Source organism: Spiroplasma sp. BIUS-1, from assembly GCF_010365805.1.
Lineage (GTDB): Bacteria > Bacillota_I > Bacilli_A > Mycoplasmatales > Mycoplasmataceae > Spiroplasma_A.
Genome location: NZ_CP048386.1, coordinates 843,317 through 859,518, shown reverse-complemented (window position 1 = coordinate 859,518; position 16,202 = coordinate 843,317). Strand labels below are relative to the sequence as shown.

Below are 16,202 nucleotides of genomic sequence, written 5' to 3'. Positions count from 1 at the left end.
CCATTATTTTTTTGTTAATGTTATATGTAGGAGATAAAAACATGCTAAACGATATAACAAAAATAATTGAAAGAGATGAAAATTTTAATTACATGGTAAAAGAAGATTGTGATATACCAATGGAGTTGGAAAACTTTATAGATGGAAGAAAAATAAATTTACCTTTTGTTAGCATGATTTTAGAAAAATGCTTTCCTTATTTGCAAAACAAATTTATTAAAAAAGAAGTTATTGATAACTCAATAAAGCAAGGTGAATGTGTTCATAAAATGATTTCTGATTCTATTAACCAAAGAAATGATTTTAAAGTTAATCTAGTTGTAAATGACTGCAAAAACCAAAATCATCTAAATATAGCCAAAAGAATAATAACTGAACTAAACTCTTTCATTTATAAATATGATATTGATCAAATATATTCTGAAAAGACTTTCTATTATACTGGATATGATTGTGATTATATTGGTACTGTAGATATAATATTAAAATCTAAAGACAAATTTTATATTATGGATATTAAAACAAGTAGAGTTAATTACACTGAGAAGTATAATGCACAACTATTTTTATACAAAAAAATGTTTGAGCAAAATAGTAAAAAGAAAGTTGAGGACTGTTTCATTTTAAATCCAAGAGAAGACAGAGTTCTGATGAAACATGAAAACTTAAGTAATCAAGAAAAATCTAGAATAATAAATGAAATAAAGAAATTGACAGTAATTTGACAATAGGAGACTTTTAAATTAAACTTATATCTATAAGTGGAAAATCTTATCAAACAAGGAGAAACTAAAATGACAAAAGAAGCTCTAAAAGAAAAATTAGCAGAATTTAAATTACAAAAAGATGCTAAAGAAACAGAGATTGAAAAATGCAAAGAATCAATCAAACAGGCTAAATTAGAAATAAAAATTAAAAAAAATGAATTAAAAAATATTGTTAGTGAAGCTAAAATATTAAAAAGTAGTTATAAAAAACAAGAAATGTAGAAAAAAAGAACCTTTAATAAGGTTCTTTTTTTTAAAATTCAATTATTTTAGGATGAGAGTTTTTTAAATCTTGTTTAACATTGTCATAGCCTTTTAACTTTAGTTGTTCTTTATATGTTTTCACTGCTTTTTTTCTAACTTTATTTGAATTAGAAGCAATTACAAATGGAATACCAATTATTGAAATACATCCAATGAAATTAAAGATTGTTTTACCCAATCCAGAAGAACTTTTCTCCTCTGAATACTTTATATCTCCTCTTACTCTAACTATATCTTTTGTTATTTTTATTTGACTTTGATTATTTTTCTCTTTAATGCATGCATCGTATAAAAAGGCTTCCAAGTAATATAGATCAAAAGCACTAAGTCCGTAAAAAACCCTATCTTCTATAATTACTTCTTTGACATTTGGGGTCGGCCTGTATTCTAAATTCATTTTTACAGGAGCAATAACCTCTTCTTTAATTATTTCTGGTTTAGGTTTAGGTATCTGAATATAAGTGATATTAGATTGAACTTCTGGTATAACCTCTCTTTTAGGTTCTGCTCTTGGTATTGGTGTTTCAACTGGTTTTTCTTTTATGACTTGCCTAACATCAATATTTGGTTTTTCTGCAGGTTTATTTATTGGAGTGGGGTTAGTTCGTTTTAAATTTATATTAAGATTGCTTCTATCTTCACGCTCCATTTTGTCAAAGTTAAGTTTTCTTCCTGTGGCTTGTCAATTATTATCTATCAATTCTTCTATATTAGATTGACCTCTTTGTTGATTTGCTGCAGGTTTTATTGGAGCTGGTTGTTTGGGTTGTTGTTTTTTTACAAAAACAAGAACAAAATTAGATTCTCTATCATTGTTGTTCTTTGCTTGTCCTTGAATTTGCAAATTATCTTCAAAATAAAGTTGTAAAATAACATGTTTTGAAGTTGGGTTTGCAACAATATCGGTTGGCAAAACATTATAAAGTTGTTGCACACTAATACTTTTATAATTTTGTATTGTATTTATAATAGTTGTTTTTACAGAATTATACTGACTAGAACTTTTATCAGATGCAAAATTGGGACCAGTTGTATTAGTAATGCCTCTTTCTTTGATCGCATTATTTCTACAAAAATCAGCTCAATCTAAAAAGTCTCTAGAATTTGATTCTCCTCATACCATTTTACATCCTCCTTATTATTTATAATAATATCAAATGTAGTATTATAATGTTATATATATGCAAAATAGAAAAGAGTATTTTATGAAAACAATTAAACCAATAAATTATGAAAAGATCATTATAAAGAGAGTTAATCAAGTTTATGAAAACTTAAAGTTAAATATGTCAAAAGAATTTAAAATTCCCGAAAATATAGAGACATTTTTAAATGATAATAAACAGTTATCAACAAGAGAAGAAATAGAAAAGTTCGGCCAAGAATTCGATAAGAGTTTTGGAGATTGAATACCCCTAGATGAAAACTCAGATAGATTAATAATCTTAAATCACTTAATGTCTATATTGCAAAACTCTATAATAATATTGATTTCAATAGATGTTAATTTAGAAAAAGAAAATATAGAAAAACAAATAATTAACGATTCAAGAGGAATAGATATAATTGTTGCAACAGCAGTTCAAGCTTTGGGTGTTAAAACCAATGAATTACTTGAAAAGTATAAAGATTTAGGTTTAGATCAAGATACTCACGAAGTATTTAAACCCTTAAATAATTTCTTAACAAGTGTATCACAACAAGATGCTCAATCAGCTTTTGCTAAATTAATGGAAAATATATTAGAATTCAATCAAAACTATAATAATACTTATAATAGACTTTCTTCTATTGAAGAAGACAAATTATCAAGCCAAAGAATTGAAATGTTTATGGAGTATATGAACACTTATTACTTAATGGTTTACTTATTAGAACTTATACTGATATACCCATTACAAGAAGGTATGATGAATGAACAAGCATTCAACAACATAATGCCAAATATTAATTTATACCACTAAATAATTGATTAAAATGAGTTAATTTTTATAATTAACTCATTTTTTGATATATAATATATTTTGTGTGATTACAATACACTCGGTATTGTGGAAAGGAGGAACCTTAAATGGCAACAATTAATCAATTAGTTAGAAAACCAAGAAAAGCAAAAACATGAAAAACTAAAGCTCCAGCTTTAAATAGAGGAGTTAACACTTTATTAAAAAAAGTTACTAGAATTTCAGCACCACAAAAAAGAGGTGTTTGTACAAGGGTTGCAACTATGACTCCTAAAAAACCTAACTCAGCGTTACGTAAGTATGCAAGGGTTAGATTGACTAACGGTATGGAGGTAACAGCTTATATTCCAGGAGAAGGACACAACTTACAAGAACATAGTGTTGTGCTTATCCGTGGGGGAAGGGTAAAAGACTTACCTGGGGTTCGTTATCATATAATTCGTGGTACTTTAGATACAACTGGAGTTAATGGAAGAATGCAATCTCGTTCTCTATATGGAACTAAAAAACCTAAAGAGAAAAAATAATAGAGTGTAATTCACATTTTATCAATTTAAAAAAGAAAGGAGCAACTAACCATGCGTAAACATCAAGCAGAAAAAAGAGACGTGTTACCAGATCCAATTTATAACTCAAAATTAGTTACTAGAGCAGTTAACAAAATTATGTTAGATGGTAAAAGAGGAACAGCTCAACACATCTTATACAAAGCTTTTGAAAAAATACAAGAAAAAACTGGAACTACTCCAATTGAAGTATTTGACAAAGCAATTGAAAACATTAAACCTCATTTAGAATTAAAAGTTCGTCGTATTGGGGGAGCAAACTATCAAGTTCCTGTTGAAGTTTCAACAGAAAGAAAAGTAACTTTAGCTTTAAGATGATTAATCAATTACTCAAGATTAAGAAACGAAAAAGAAATGGTTGATAGATTAGCAAACGAAATTATTGATGCATCAAACGGAGTTGGTGGATCAGTTAAAAAACGTGAGGATACTCACAAAATGGCTGAAGCTAATAAAGCATTTGCACATTATCGTTGATAATAGAAAATTAAGGAGAAAAGAATATGCCTAGAGAATATAGTTTAGATATGACTCGTAACTTTGGTATTATGGCTCACATCGATGCTGGTAAAACTACTACAACAGAACGTATATTATTCCACACAGGTAAAATTCACAAAATTGGTGAAACTCACGAAGGTGAATCACAAATGGACTGAATGGCACAAGAACAAGAACGTGGTATTACAATTACTTCTGCTGCAACAACAGCATTCTGAGCAGATCACAGATTTAACATCATTGATACTCCTGGTCACGTTGACTTCACAGTTGAAGTTGAAAGATCATTAAGAGTTCTTGATGGAGCTGTAGCTGTATTGGACGGTCAAAGTGGGGTTGAACCTCAAACTGAAACTGTTTGAAGACAAGCAACAACATATAGAGTACCTAGAGTAGTTTTTGTTAACAAAATGGATAAAACAGGAGCTGACTTTTTATACTCAGTAAAAACAATCGGAGATAGATTAGGGGCAAAAGCTGCACCTATTCAATTACCAATTGGAGCAGAAGATCAATTCAGCGGAATCATTGATTTAGTTGAAATGAAAGCTTGAGGATTCGACGGAGCTGCAGATGAAATTGCAAAAGAAATCGAAATTCCTGCTGACTTAAAAGACAAAGCAGAAGAATTAAGAGCGCAATTAGTTGAAATGGCTGTTGAATATGATGAAGAATTAATGATGAAATTCTTAGATGGTGGAGAAATCACAATTCCAGAATTAAAATCAGCAATTCGTAAAGGAGTAATCTCTGCTGAATTTTTCCCAGTATTAGCTGGATCAGCATTTAAAAACAAAGGTGTTAAATTATTATTAGACGCAGTTGTTGATTACTTACCTTCTCCATTAGATGTACCTGCTATTAAAGGGGTATTACCTGATGGAAGCGAAGCAGAAAGACCTGCTGCAGATAATGCACCATTCGCTGCTTTAGCATTTAAAATTATGACTGACCCATTTGTTGGGAAATTAACATTCTTCAGAGTTTACTCAGGAGTTCTAACAAAAGGAAGTTATGTATTAAACGCAACTAAAGATAAAAAAGAACGTGTTGGACGTTTATTAAAAATGCACGCCAACAACCGTGAAGAAATCGAAGAAGTTTATGCTGGAGATATCGCAGCAGCTGTTGGATTAAAAGATACAACAACTGGTGATACTCTTACAGATGAAAAAAACGAAATTATCTTAGAATCAATGGTATTCCCAGAACCAGTTATCCACTTAGCATTAGAACCAAAAACTAAAGCTGACCAAGAAAAACTAGGGTTATCATTAAACAAATTATCAGAAGAAGATCCAACTTTCAGAACTTATACAGATGAAGAAACTGGACAAACAATCATCGCCGGAATGGGTGAGTTACACTTAGACATTATTGTTGACCGTCTAAAAAGAGAATTCAAAGTTGAAACAAACGTTGGAGCACCTCAAGTTTCATATCGTGAAACAATTAAAGGTTCAGCAAAAGTTGAAGGTAAATATGTTAAACAATCAGGAGGACGTGGACAATATGGTCACGTTGTGATTGAATTCGAACCAAACCATGACAAAGGGTTTGAATGAGTTGATAAAATTGTTGGGGGTAAAATCTCAAAAGAATACATCAACGCTGCAAGAGTTGGGCTTGAAAATGCCTTACAAAACGGGGTTATCGCTGGGTTCCCAATGATAGATGTTAAAGCAACAATTGTTGATGGATCATACCATGATGTCGACTCAAACGAAATGGCATATAAAATTGCTGCATCAATGGCACTAAAAGAAGCTGCTAAAAAAGTTAACCCAGTACTTTTAGAACCAATTATGTCAGTTGAAGTTACTGTACCAGATGAATACTACGGAGATGTAATGGGTAACATTTCATCAAAACGTGGTCTAATCGAAGGATCAGAACAAAGAGGAAACGCACAAACTATTAAGTCTAAAGTTCCTCTATCAGAAATGTTTGGTTATGCAACTGAGTTGCGTTCATTTACTCAAGGACGTGGAAATTACACAATGATTTTCAGTCACTATAATGAAGCACCAAAAAACATTGCTGAAGAAATTATCAAAAAACAAGGTAAATAATACCTTGTTATCAAATTAAAAAAGTATTGTACTTTAAAGAAAATCTATTTATAATTATTAGGACACTTGGTCACAATAAAATAAATAAGAACCAAATGGAAGGAATGAAAAAACATGGCAAAAGAAGCATTTGACCGTAGTTTACCTCACGTTAACATTGGAACAATCGGACACGTTGACCACGGTAAAACTACTTTAACAGCTGCAATTACAAAAGTATTAGCAGAAAAAGGTGGAGCAGAATTCAAAGATTACGCAAATATTGATAATGCACCAGAAGAAAGAGAAAGAGGTATTACAATTAATACTTCTCACGTTGAATATAAAACAGAAAACAGACACTACGCACACGTAGACTGTCCTGGACATGCCGATTATGTTAAAAACATGATCACAGGAGCTGCACAAATGGATGGTGGAATCCTAGTTGTTGCTGCAACTGACGGGCCAATGCCACAAACAAGAGAACACATCTTATTATCAAGACAAGTTGGAGTACCAGCTATCGTTGTTTTCTTAAACAAATGTGACATGGTTGATGACGAAGAATTAATCGACTTAGTTGAAATGGAAGTTAGAGACTTATTATCAGCTTATGACTTTGACGGAGACGGAGCACCAGTTGTTCGTGGATCTGCTTTAGGAGCTTTAAATGGAGATGCTAAATGAGTAGCTCAAGTTGAAGAACTAATGAAATCAGTTGACGAATACATCCCAACTCCAACTCGTGATACAGATAAAACTTTCCTAATGCCTGTAGAAGACGTATTTACAATTACAGGACGTGGAACAGTTGCAACTGGTAGAGTTGAACGTGGAGTTGTTAGAGTTAACGACGAAGTTGAAATTGTTGGATTAGTAGAAGACAGTAAAAAAGTTGTTGTTACAGGATTAGAAATGTTTAGAAAATTACTAGACTTTGCTGAAGCTGGAGATAACGTTGGAGCATTATTAAGAGGGGTTGACAGAAACGACATCGAACGTGGACAAGTTCTTGCAAAACCAGGAACAATCAAACCTCATACAAAATTAAACGCATCAGTTTATGCTTTAACACAAGAAGAAGGTGGAAGACACAAACCATTCTTCAACAAATACCGTCCTCAATTCTACTTTAGAACTACAGACGTTACTGGAGAAGTTCACTTACCAAGTGGAACAGACATGGTTATGCCTGGAGATAACGTTGAATTAGTTGTTGAATTAATCAAACCAATCGCTGTTGAACAAGGTACAAAATTCTCAATCCGTGAAGGTGGAAGAACTATTGGTGCTGGAACAGTTGTTTCAATCGTTGAATAATTTAATAGAATAATAAAAGTTCCCATAAGGGAATTTTTTTATTATATAATTTTATCAGTAATAGGATGTTAAAAAATATAATAGTATTTATTAGGGTCAAATACTTTAAAAAGAAAATTTTTTAATTTTTTATTGCTAAATAATTAAAAAATGGAGGAATTATGAAAGGACTTTTAATTTTTTTTGGTGTATTCTCAACATCGACTACACCAATAAGCTTTGCTTCTAATTTTGTAGAAGCAAATAATAATATATTAAATATAAATAATAATGTCCTAGATTTAAATAACAAAATAAATTTAAATAATATAAAAACTAATGATGTGAAAATGGATGTAGGATCTTTAAAAGGATCTTCGGAAGAAAAAATAAAGTCTGCTGTTTTACTTGAAATAGTTAAACAAAATGACGGTAATGAAATTATAAATGATGTTGTAATGGGTGCTATATACCAACCAGAATTATGAGATATAAGTGGAATTAGATTTGTGGTTCCTGAAGCGAATAAAAGTGATAAATATAGTGCTAAAATAACAGCTAAAACTTATAATCCTATTTATGAAAATACTTTGTTTGTAAATATTGAATTAACAAACAGAAAGATTGAAGATATTTCTTACAACATAAATACTTTTTCTGAAACATGGGGTGTTGGTAAAGCCTGAGGAACAGGTAATGCTAATAAACATACAGTAGATATTAGTAAGGAAGTTGATTTAGGTGTTTTTGGTGGAATTAACTTACTTAGAGAAAACTATTACTCTATAGATGTAACTTTTAGTGGAAACTATTTCTTTCAAAAAGGTAAAAAATTTAATTGAGACAATTATCATAGAGAAAAAACTTACTTTAATAGTACTGAGACATTTGTTATAAGTAAGAATGATAATTTTGGAAAATGAAAAGAAGTAAAGTTTGTAGAGTCTGAAAAAGGTGGCTATAAATGAGGAAATTATTATAAAGCTTTTATAAAGTTAGATTTCATAAATGATAAATTAGTTATAACAAGTAAATATGAAATAGCAGCTTATGGGGTTGGTTCAAATTGATACTGAACTGCAGGTGATATAACTTTAAATAAAGTATTGTTTAAAGCCAAAACTACTTATTTAATAATTTAGAAAGAGGATAAAAATGCTATTTTTAAATAATGTTTCGAAAATTTACAATAGTGATAGTGGAAATGTAGATATAACTTTAAGAATTGACGAAGGACAAGTATACGGAATAGTTGGACCTAATGGGGCAGGAAAAACAACCCTTATTAGACAAATATTAGGTTTTATAAAACCAGATGTTGGAGAAGTTATTTTATTTGGTAAAAATCCATTTTTGAATCAAAAGGAAATAATGAAAACATCAGGATATATATCTGGTGAAATTTCTTTATATGAATCACTTACTGGAATCCAATATCTAATGATGATCTCTAAACTTAAAGGAAATGTTGATTGAGATTTTATAGAAAAACTAGTAGACTTTTTCTCTTTGGATATTAATAAAAAAATAAAAAAAATGTCAAAAGGTATGAAACAAAAAGTTGCTATAATTTCAGCTGTTATGCATAAACCAAAACTTTTAGTTTTGGATGAGCCCACAAGTGGTCTTGATATAGCTGCATCAGAACAATTTAAAGAGTTATTATTTAGACTTAAAAATGATTTTAGAACAACTATAATTATTTGCTCTCATATTTTTGATGAAATAGCTAAGGTCTGTGACAAAGTGGGTTTTTTAAAAGATGGCAGGCTGATTAAAGAATATGATCTTAAAGTTGCAAAAATAAAAGAAATCGAAGAAGAACTAATACAAATATTAAAAAACAAAAATGTGGAGGACTTATTTTAATGAACTTAAATATTAAAGAGAGTTTCTATAAAAATAATATTCTTATCCTAAGCCCTATAAAAATAAATATGAAATTGTTTTTAACTATAACGGGGTGTTGGACTGCTTTTGTTATTTTAATTTTAACCTTATCACATTTTACATCTTCTTATTCTACAATATCCAATGGTATTATAGAAATTAAAATACCAAACAACCAAGGCGGCAGTTCTGTTTTTAGTGAAGGGATATTGTCAATTGGTTGAGTATATAGCCAGATTTTTATTACTTTTGGAAGTGTTTTTTATGGATTATATGCTTTAATACTAATTTACAAAATAATTTCAAAAGAAGTTGCTAGTGCTCAAATTTCGCTGTGACTTACACAACCCATTTCTAGAAATCAACTAGTTATAACCAAATATATTTCAATTTTTGCCATGTTATCTATTACTTATTTATTTCAACTTGTGATGCTTTTATCATTTTCTTTATTTACTTACGACTATAAAGATTATTTTGTAAATATCCTATTAGGTGGTTTACAAAACTATGTATACATATTTTTTATATATACATTATTCTTCTTGATAGCGAACATTTTTTTAGAGAAAGTTTTAGTGGTGAATGTAATATGTATAGTCATTTTATCTCTAATGCTGTTATCTTCAACATTAGAGATGATGTTGATGGTTTCCCAATCAGGAGATAATACAATGATTAAAATTTCTAAATTTATGGGGCCTCAAATATTTTTAACGGATGTTTTCCCATATGCAAAGAATTTAGAACCACATGAAATTATTGTTAAAGAGCAGATATTACCAAATGGTGGATCAATTATAGAGAAACTAATTTTGGATAAAATTGATAAAGTCAATATACTTAAATATATATTGTGTAATTTAGCAATGATAGTAATATCTAATTTGAGTTTGTTTATAACAATGAACATATTCAAAAGAAAATCATTTAATATTTAGATATAAAAGTTCCCATAAGGGAATTTTTTTATTTTCATTTATAATAATTTTGTAAAGGTAAAAATAAAATGAACTTAAAATTACAATACAAACTAGTGTACAAAATAAAAAATTCAAGAGACCCAAGACTTAAATCGTTTTCTGAAGAATATATTATTAACAGAATATCTAAGTTTAAGAAAACTAGAACAGTTTTAAATTATGAAGATGTAAAACTAATAAACGATAAAGTACCAGGAACATATTTAATTTATTCACTAACTAATGGTAAATTAGCTTTTTGTTATGTAGGAGAATCTACAAATGTGTTTGAAAGATTTAAACAACACATCAATGGTTTTAGAAATGGTAAAGATCGTCTCTATTCTAAAATGAGAAAAAAAGTAAAAGAGCTAGAAGATATAAGTTTTATGGTTTTAGATGAAATTGAAGATCAAAACGAAAGACTAAAAAAAGAAACTTATTATATTTACACAATGAAATCTAAATTCTTTTCATTAAACTCAAAACTTGTGAATAGAAGATTGAGATGTCCAAGTGGTCATGGAATGGTAAGAAGTTTTATGACCTATGATAAAGAAGCTGAAAAATTAAATTTAATAGTTTATGGAAGATGTGTAAATAAACATTGTAATATAACCTTTGTAATAAAATAAGTGTCAAAAAAATGATATTATATTCTTGTAAATTAAAGGAGAACTTAAAATGATAACAAATAACGGACCACAATTCTCACTAACACTAAAAGCAGTTGAATCAAAGCAAACTGTTAATGATTTAGTTATAAAAGAGGATGGAGCTGCAACATTAATTAGTGAAGACAAAATTGTTTACTATTATGTTGGAGATAAAAAAAGCCTAAAAGATTTAGGTAATAACTTAGAAAGATTAATAAAAGCAAATAAATATGACTTAAACATAGATGTTGATTCATTCTTATCAATTTTTATTGAACAAGAAGAAACATTCCAAAAAATAATTGAGTCAGTGGTTTTTGCATCACACAAAGATCTTGATTATAAAGAAACTTCAGGTGAACCAAAATCAATCAACTTTATGTTTGATGAAGAATACACACCATTATATGAAGCTTCAATGATTAAAATGGAATACATGGATTTTGCAAGAGATCTACAAGACTTACCACCAAACATTGGTACTTCAGTGGAAATTGCAAACAGATTAGTTGAAAAAGCTAAAGGTGTACCAAATGTAAAAGTTACAGTATATGATAAAAAACAAATTGAAGCTTTAGGTATGGGGTTATTACTTTCAGTTAATGCTGGAAGCCATGTTGAAGCAAGAGTTGTTGTTATGGAATATGCATCAGATTCTTCTAAAAAGAAAACTGCATTAGTTGGTAAAGGTATAACTTTCGATACAGGAGGATATAACTTAAAACCTTCAAACTTTATTGAAAACATGAAATTTGATATGTCAGGAGCAGCAATTGTTTCTTCAACAGTTATGGCTCTTGCAAAAGCAAAAGCAAAAGTTAATGTTGTGTCAATTGCACTATTAACAGATAACAGAATTGGTGGACATGCTACACTTACTGAATCAGTTATAACATCAATGAATGGTAAAACTGTAGAAATCACAAACACAGATGCTGAAGGAAGATTAGTATTAGCTGATGGGCTTACATTTGCTGTAAGAGAAACAAAAGCTGATAGAGCAATTACAGTTGCTACTTTAACTGGTTCAATCGCAATAGCATTAGGTAAATGATTCAATGGTACATTCTCTCCAAGTGAAGAGTTCTACTCAGAATTTGAAGAAGCTGCTCAAAAAGCACAAGAATCAATTTGAAGAATGCCTTTAATTGATGATCACTTAAAAGCAATGCAATGTTCAAAAGTAGCTGACTTAGCTAACTCAGAACCTGGTAGAGAAGCTGGTTCATCAACTGCAGCAGCATTCTTAAATTCATTTGCTGAAGGAAAAGAATACATTCACTTAGACATAGCAGCAACAGCTGATGCTGACAAACGTGGTAGAGCACCAATGTTAAGAACTATGTTTGAATTATTAAATAAATAGTAAAGAAAATCTCGCTAAGAGATTTTTTCTTTATATAATTACAATATGAAAAGAAAAAATGCACAAGAAAAATATAAATGAGATTTCTCACATTTATATAAAAACATTGAACAGTGAAATGAAGACTTAGAAAAGGCAAAATTAATAAATGAAAAAATTTCTAGTTTAAAAGGTTCTTTAAATTTAGAAGATAATTTTAATAGATATTTAATTTTAGAGGAGGAAAAAGATTTAGTATTAACAAAATTAAATCAGTATGCTCATTTGATTGATATTGATCAAACAAGTAATGCCAATCAAGAGTTAAACTCCAAGTTAGAAAATTTATACCAAGAGTTTAAAATAAAGAATTCTTTTTTATTAAATGAACTTAAAGAAATTGGAGAGGAAAAAATATTTGAGTGATTAGAAAAAAACAACAAACAAAGTTTTAAATATTACTTTAGAACTTTTTTCAAATCTTCAAAATTTATACTTTCTAAAAACGAAGAAGAGCTTATGAGCAAGTTGGAGAGAAGTAGAAATGCAGTTGGAAATCTATATGACTCTCTGGCATATGCTGACAGACAATTAGAAAAAATATTTTGAAATGGAGAAGAACAAGAACTTACAACATCTCTTTATAGAGAAATTATGGTGGATTCCCACCCCATAGAAGATCAAGAGAAAAGAAAAGAAGCAAGTAAATTGTATTTTAAAAACTTTGTAGGAAGAAAACACAGTTTTGCAAAAATATATGAAGCAATAATTCAAGAACAATATGAAAATAGAAATATAAGAAATTATAATTCTATTTTAGAAATGAATCTTTTTGATGATCAAGTTGATGAAAAAATATATCTTAAACTTATACAAGCGGGTAAGGAAAATATTCAACCATTTAAGAAATACAACAATTTAATAAAAAAAATATATGGATTTGAAAAGTTTTATTCTACAGATAGATTATTAAAAATATCAAAAGAATATAATAAAACATTTACAGTTGAACAAGGTAAAGAAGTTGTAATAAATTCTTTAAAAGTTTTAGGACAAGAATATCAAGATAAGTTAGAAATAGCTTTAAAAGATAATTTAATAGATTTTTATGAAGATGATAATAAATCTGATGGAGCTTATTCTTCAGGAGGAAATGGAGTTGATCCAATTATACTTATGAACTGAGATGATAAACTTGGTTCTGTAAATACATTGGCTCACGAAATCGGACACTCTGTACATACACTTTTTGCTGATGAGTCACAAGAATACCCAATGAACAACTATCCAATAATATTGGCAGAAGTTGCTTCTACTTTCAATGAACATTTGTTATTTGATTATTTATTTTCAAATACAAAAGATTTTGAAGAAAAAAAATACTTATTACAACAAAGAATTTTTGATTTAATATCAACATTTTATAGACAAATACAATTTGCTGATTTTGAATATAGTGCTCATAAGTTGGTAGAAGATGAAGAAATTGTAACAACTGAAATTTTAAAAGATCTTTTTGTGAAAAAACAAAACGAGTTTGGTTATGATGATTTTGAAGATAGTCAAGAAGCAAACTATTCATGACCTTACATTTCTCACTTTTTCCAATCACCGTTTTATGTTTATAAATATGCAATAGATTTAGTTGCTAGTTTTAAACTGTACAGTGATTTTAAGAATAATAATAGCACAAGCATTTTAAGTTTTTTAAAAATGGGTGGTTCAAAAGAACCTCTTGAAACTTTAAAAGATGTTGGAGTAGATTTCATGGATGAGAATACATATACTCCTTTAATAGAAGAAATTAACAACTTAGTTGATCAATTAGAAAAAATGATAAAATAAAAAAACTGGTTAAACCAGTTTTTTTAAACTTCTAATCCTCTTAAAAGTTTTTCTAAGTATTCTCCAACTCCACCTTCATTATTAGTTAAGTTAGTTATACCCGCAGCGATATTTTTTAATTCATCATTTCCGTTTTTCATAGCTATTCCATAACCAACTTTTTGAATCATTTCATAATCATTCATTTGGTCTCCAAAAGCTATAACATCTCTTACATCTTTGTTATAGTATTGAGCTAATATGTCAGTAACAAATCCTTTGTTAACAATTTTGTTTGTTAATGTTACCATCAATTTTGAATTTTTACTTAAATTACCATAAACGTTTCCTGATTGAATTTTAATAGTATTTTTGAATTTCTCCAATACTCTTAATACTTGGTCTTTGTTGTCTTCTGTATCAATAAATAAAACTACGTTTGTAGCGGCTCCTCGTCAATGTTCGTAAGGATCAATAACTTTATATTCATCATCTACTACATCATCAAGGTGGAAAAAGTTTTCTACAAATTCATCTTTTTCTCTAACCATTGCTTTGTTGTAAGATTCAACTAAAATATTTGATATTGAGCTTTTTATTGTTTCGTTGTTCATTATTTCTGTAACAATTTCCTCACTTATAGGAAAAACAATTCTTTTAAATTTCTTTGAAATAGGATCGTGAATATGTGCTCCATCAAAGTTAGTTAAAAGTGTTTTTAAACCCAATTCATTATAGAATCTTATACTTGCTCTATGTGGACGTCCTGTTATAATGCAAACTTCATGTCCTTCTTCTTTTGCCTTTATTAAAGCATCTCTAGTTGTTGGGTGAATTTCCTCACCATTTGACATCAAAGTGGTTCCATCTAAATCTATTAAAATTAGCCTTTTTTTAGATAAATGTTGTAACTGCATACAATTCAACTCCTTTAATATTAATTATATATGTTTTTAAACAGGGAATTAAAGGTTTAAAAATAATTTCCATTTAAAATAAATAAATGGAAATTATTTTGATTTTTTTTGAAATTTTTTTTCATTATTTAAAAAAAATTTCCAAATCTCAATAAAAAGTCTTAGAATATAAGAGTATAGGAAGGGAGTTTTTCGAGTGTTTATATATAAAACTTCTTGTGTAGATCCTGCTTTTAACTTGGCTACAGAAGAGTACTTTGTAAAATCAAAGAAATATAGTGAACCAATACTATTTTTATGACAAAACGATAACACAATTGTTGTGGGAAGAAATCAAAACGCAGCATGAGAAATCAATTTACAGAATGCACAAAAAGATTCTGTAAATATTGTTAGAAGAAATAGTGGTGGGGGAACTGTTTTTCATGATTTAGGTAACATGAACTTCAGTATTATTTATACTGATACAGAAAATAAAGCGGTTTCTTTATTTTCATCAATGTTAGAACCTGTTATAGAAACTTTGAATAAGTTAAAAGTACCTGCAAAATTTTCTGGTAGAAACGATATTGAGTTAAACGGAAAAAAAATTTCAGGTAACGCAATGTGAAAACACGAAGATAGATTTTTACAACACGGAACAATCTTGTTTAATGCAAATTTAGAAAAATTAACCAATTACCTAACAGTTGATAGAGCAAAAATTCTTTCAAAGAATATTAAATCTATTGCTGCAAGAGTAACAAACATTAATTCTGAAGTTGAAGAAAAAATTGATATTGAATCATTTATGAATCAGTTAATTGAAACATATAAAGGTTTAAATGAAATTAAAACTATAGAATTAACAAATGAAGAAATTCAAGAAATCAAAGAGCTTAGCGAAAGCAAGTTCAAAAATGATGATTGAAACTTTGCTAAAAATGCTGATTTTGATTATAGAAACAAAACAAGATTAGAAGGTAAAGGGTCTATTGAAGTTTTATTAAAAATTGAAAAGGGAATCATAATGGATGCCAAATTCTATGGTGACTTCTTAGGATTCCAAGGAACTGAAGAAATTGAAAAAAAACTAATCGGTTCAAAATATGAAACATTCGAATTAGAAAACATATTAAACGGTTCAAATCTAAAATCTGTGTTTGGAGAAAACTTCACAACACAAGATATCCTGGACTTATTAATACAATAGG

At 28.9% G+C, this 16,202-nt stretch carries 16 protein-coding genes; 14 read left to right on the top strand and 2 right to left on the bottom strand.

Translation table 4 applies throughout. From position 1 onward, the window contains the following. Positions 1 to 41: 41 nt before the first annotated feature. Positions 42 to 731 carry a PD-(D/E)XK nuclease family protein gene (locus tag SBIUS_RS04140; protein ID WP_162685208.1) on the top strand — a complete coding sequence of 230 codons (690 nt, stop codon included), beginning with the start codon at positions 42 to 44 and terminating at the stop codon, positions 729 to 731. 63 nt (positions 732 to 794) lie between these two features. Next, a complete protein-coding gene (locus SBIUS_RS04135; protein ID WP_162685207.1) occupies positions 795 to 989 on the top strand; it encodes a hypothetical protein in 195 nt (64 codons plus the stop codon). A gap of 31 nt (positions 990 to 1,020) precedes the next feature. Here SBIUS_RS04135 and SBIUS_RS04130 read toward each other — a convergent pair whose 3' ends face one another. Continuing rightward, positions 1,021 to 2,154 (bottom strand): hypothetical protein, encoded by a 1,134-nt coding sequence (locus tag SBIUS_RS04130; protein WP_162685206.1) that lies wholly within the window; start codon positions 2,152 to 2,154, stop codon positions 1,021 to 1,023. Positions 2,155 to 2,236: 82 nt separating this feature from the next. On the opposite strand from SBIUS_RS04130, the gene SBIUS_RS04125 reads away from it, so the two are divergent. The 11 genes from SBIUS_RS04125 (at position 2,237) to pepF (ending at position 14,113) form a co-directional block, all read left to right on the top strand. Beyond that, positions 2,237 to 2,995 carry a hypothetical protein gene (locus SBIUS_RS04125; protein WP_162685205.1) on the top strand — a complete coding sequence of 253 codons (759 nt, stop codon included), beginning with the start codon at positions 2,237 to 2,239 and terminating at the stop codon, positions 2,993 to 2,995. A gap of 107 nt (positions 2,996 to 3,102) precedes the next feature. Beyond that, positions 3,103 to 3,522 carry a 30S ribosomal protein S12 gene (rpsL, locus tag SBIUS_RS04120; protein ID WP_162685204.1) on the top strand — a complete coding sequence of 140 codons (420 nt, stop codon included), beginning with the start codon at positions 3,103 to 3,105 and terminating at the stop codon, positions 3,520 to 3,522. Positions 3,523 to 3,573: 51 nt separating this feature from the next. Next, complete coding sequence (gene rpsG / locus SBIUS_RS04115) at positions 3,574 to 4,041, top strand: 30S ribosomal protein S7 (RefSeq protein WP_162685203.1); 468 nt, start codon at positions 3,574 to 3,576, stop codon at positions 4,039 to 4,041. A gap of 23 nt (positions 4,042 to 4,064) precedes the next feature. Further along, positions 4,065 to 6,134 carry an elongation factor G gene (fusA, locus tag SBIUS_RS04110; protein ID WP_162685202.1) on the top strand — a complete coding sequence of 690 codons (2,070 nt, stop codon included), beginning with the start codon at positions 4,065 to 4,067 and terminating at the stop codon, positions 6,132 to 6,134. Between the two features lie 114 nt (positions 6,135 to 6,248). After that, positions 6,249 to 7,436, top strand: coding sequence for an elongation factor Tu (tuf, locus tag SBIUS_RS04105; RefSeq protein ID WP_162685201.1), 1,188 nt, complete (start codon positions 6,249 to 6,251; stop codon positions 7,434 to 7,436). Positions 7,437 to 7,597: 161 nt separating this feature from the next. Next, on the top strand, positions 7,598 to 8,557 hold the full coding sequence (locus tag SBIUS_RS04100) for a hypothetical protein (protein WP_162685200.1): 960 nt from the start codon (positions 7,598 to 7,600) through the stop codon (positions 8,555 to 8,557). Positions 8,558 to 8,570: 13 nt separating this feature from the next. Then, positions 8,571 to 9,284, top strand: a complete 714-nt coding sequence (locus tag SBIUS_RS04095; protein ID WP_162685199.1) for an ABC transporter ATP-binding protein — start codon at positions 8,571 to 8,573, stop codon at positions 9,282 to 9,284. Continuing rightward, entirely contained in the window at positions 9,284 to 10,246 is a 963-nt protein-coding gene (locus tag SBIUS_RS04090; RefSeq protein ID WP_162685198.1) for an ABC transporter permease subunit, read from the top strand. The genes SBIUS_RS04095 and SBIUS_RS04090 overlap by 1 nt, the downstream gene beginning before the upstream one ends. Positions 10,247 to 10,314: 68 nt before the next feature. Beyond that, a complete protein-coding gene (locus SBIUS_RS04085) occupies positions 10,315 to 10,902 on the top strand; it encodes a GIY-YIG nuclease family protein (RefSeq protein WP_162685197.1) in 588 nt (195 codons plus the stop codon). 49 nt (positions 10,903 to 10,951) lie between these two features. Beyond that, positions 10,952 to 12,289, top strand: a complete 1,338-nt coding sequence (locus SBIUS_RS04080) for a M17 family metallopeptidase (protein WP_162685196.1) — start codon at positions 10,952 to 10,954, stop codon at positions 12,287 to 12,289. A 45-nt stretch (positions 12,290 to 12,334) separates the two neighbouring features. Next, positions 12,335 to 14,113 (top strand): oligoendopeptidase F, encoded by a 1,779-nt coding sequence (gene pepF, locus SBIUS_RS04075; RefSeq protein ID WP_162685195.1) that lies wholly within the window; start codon positions 12,335 to 12,337, stop codon positions 14,111 to 14,113. A gap of 23 nt (positions 14,114 to 14,136) precedes the next feature. Here pepF and SBIUS_RS04070 read toward each other — a convergent pair whose 3' ends face one another. Beyond that, positions 14,137 to 15,009: a Cof-type HAD-IIB family hydrolase gene (locus tag SBIUS_RS04070; RefSeq protein WP_162685194.1), complete on the bottom strand. Its 873-nt coding sequence runs from the start codon at positions 15,007 to 15,009 to the stop codon at positions 14,137 to 14,139. Positions 15,010 to 15,205: 196 nt separating this feature from the next. Between SBIUS_RS04070 and SBIUS_RS04065 the strand changes: the two genes are divergently transcribed. Then, complete coding sequence (locus SBIUS_RS04065; protein ID WP_162685193.1) at positions 15,206 to 16,201, top strand: lipoate--protein ligase; 996 nt, start codon at positions 15,206 to 15,208, stop codon at positions 16,199 to 16,201. Position 16,202: the final 1 nt, after the last annotated feature.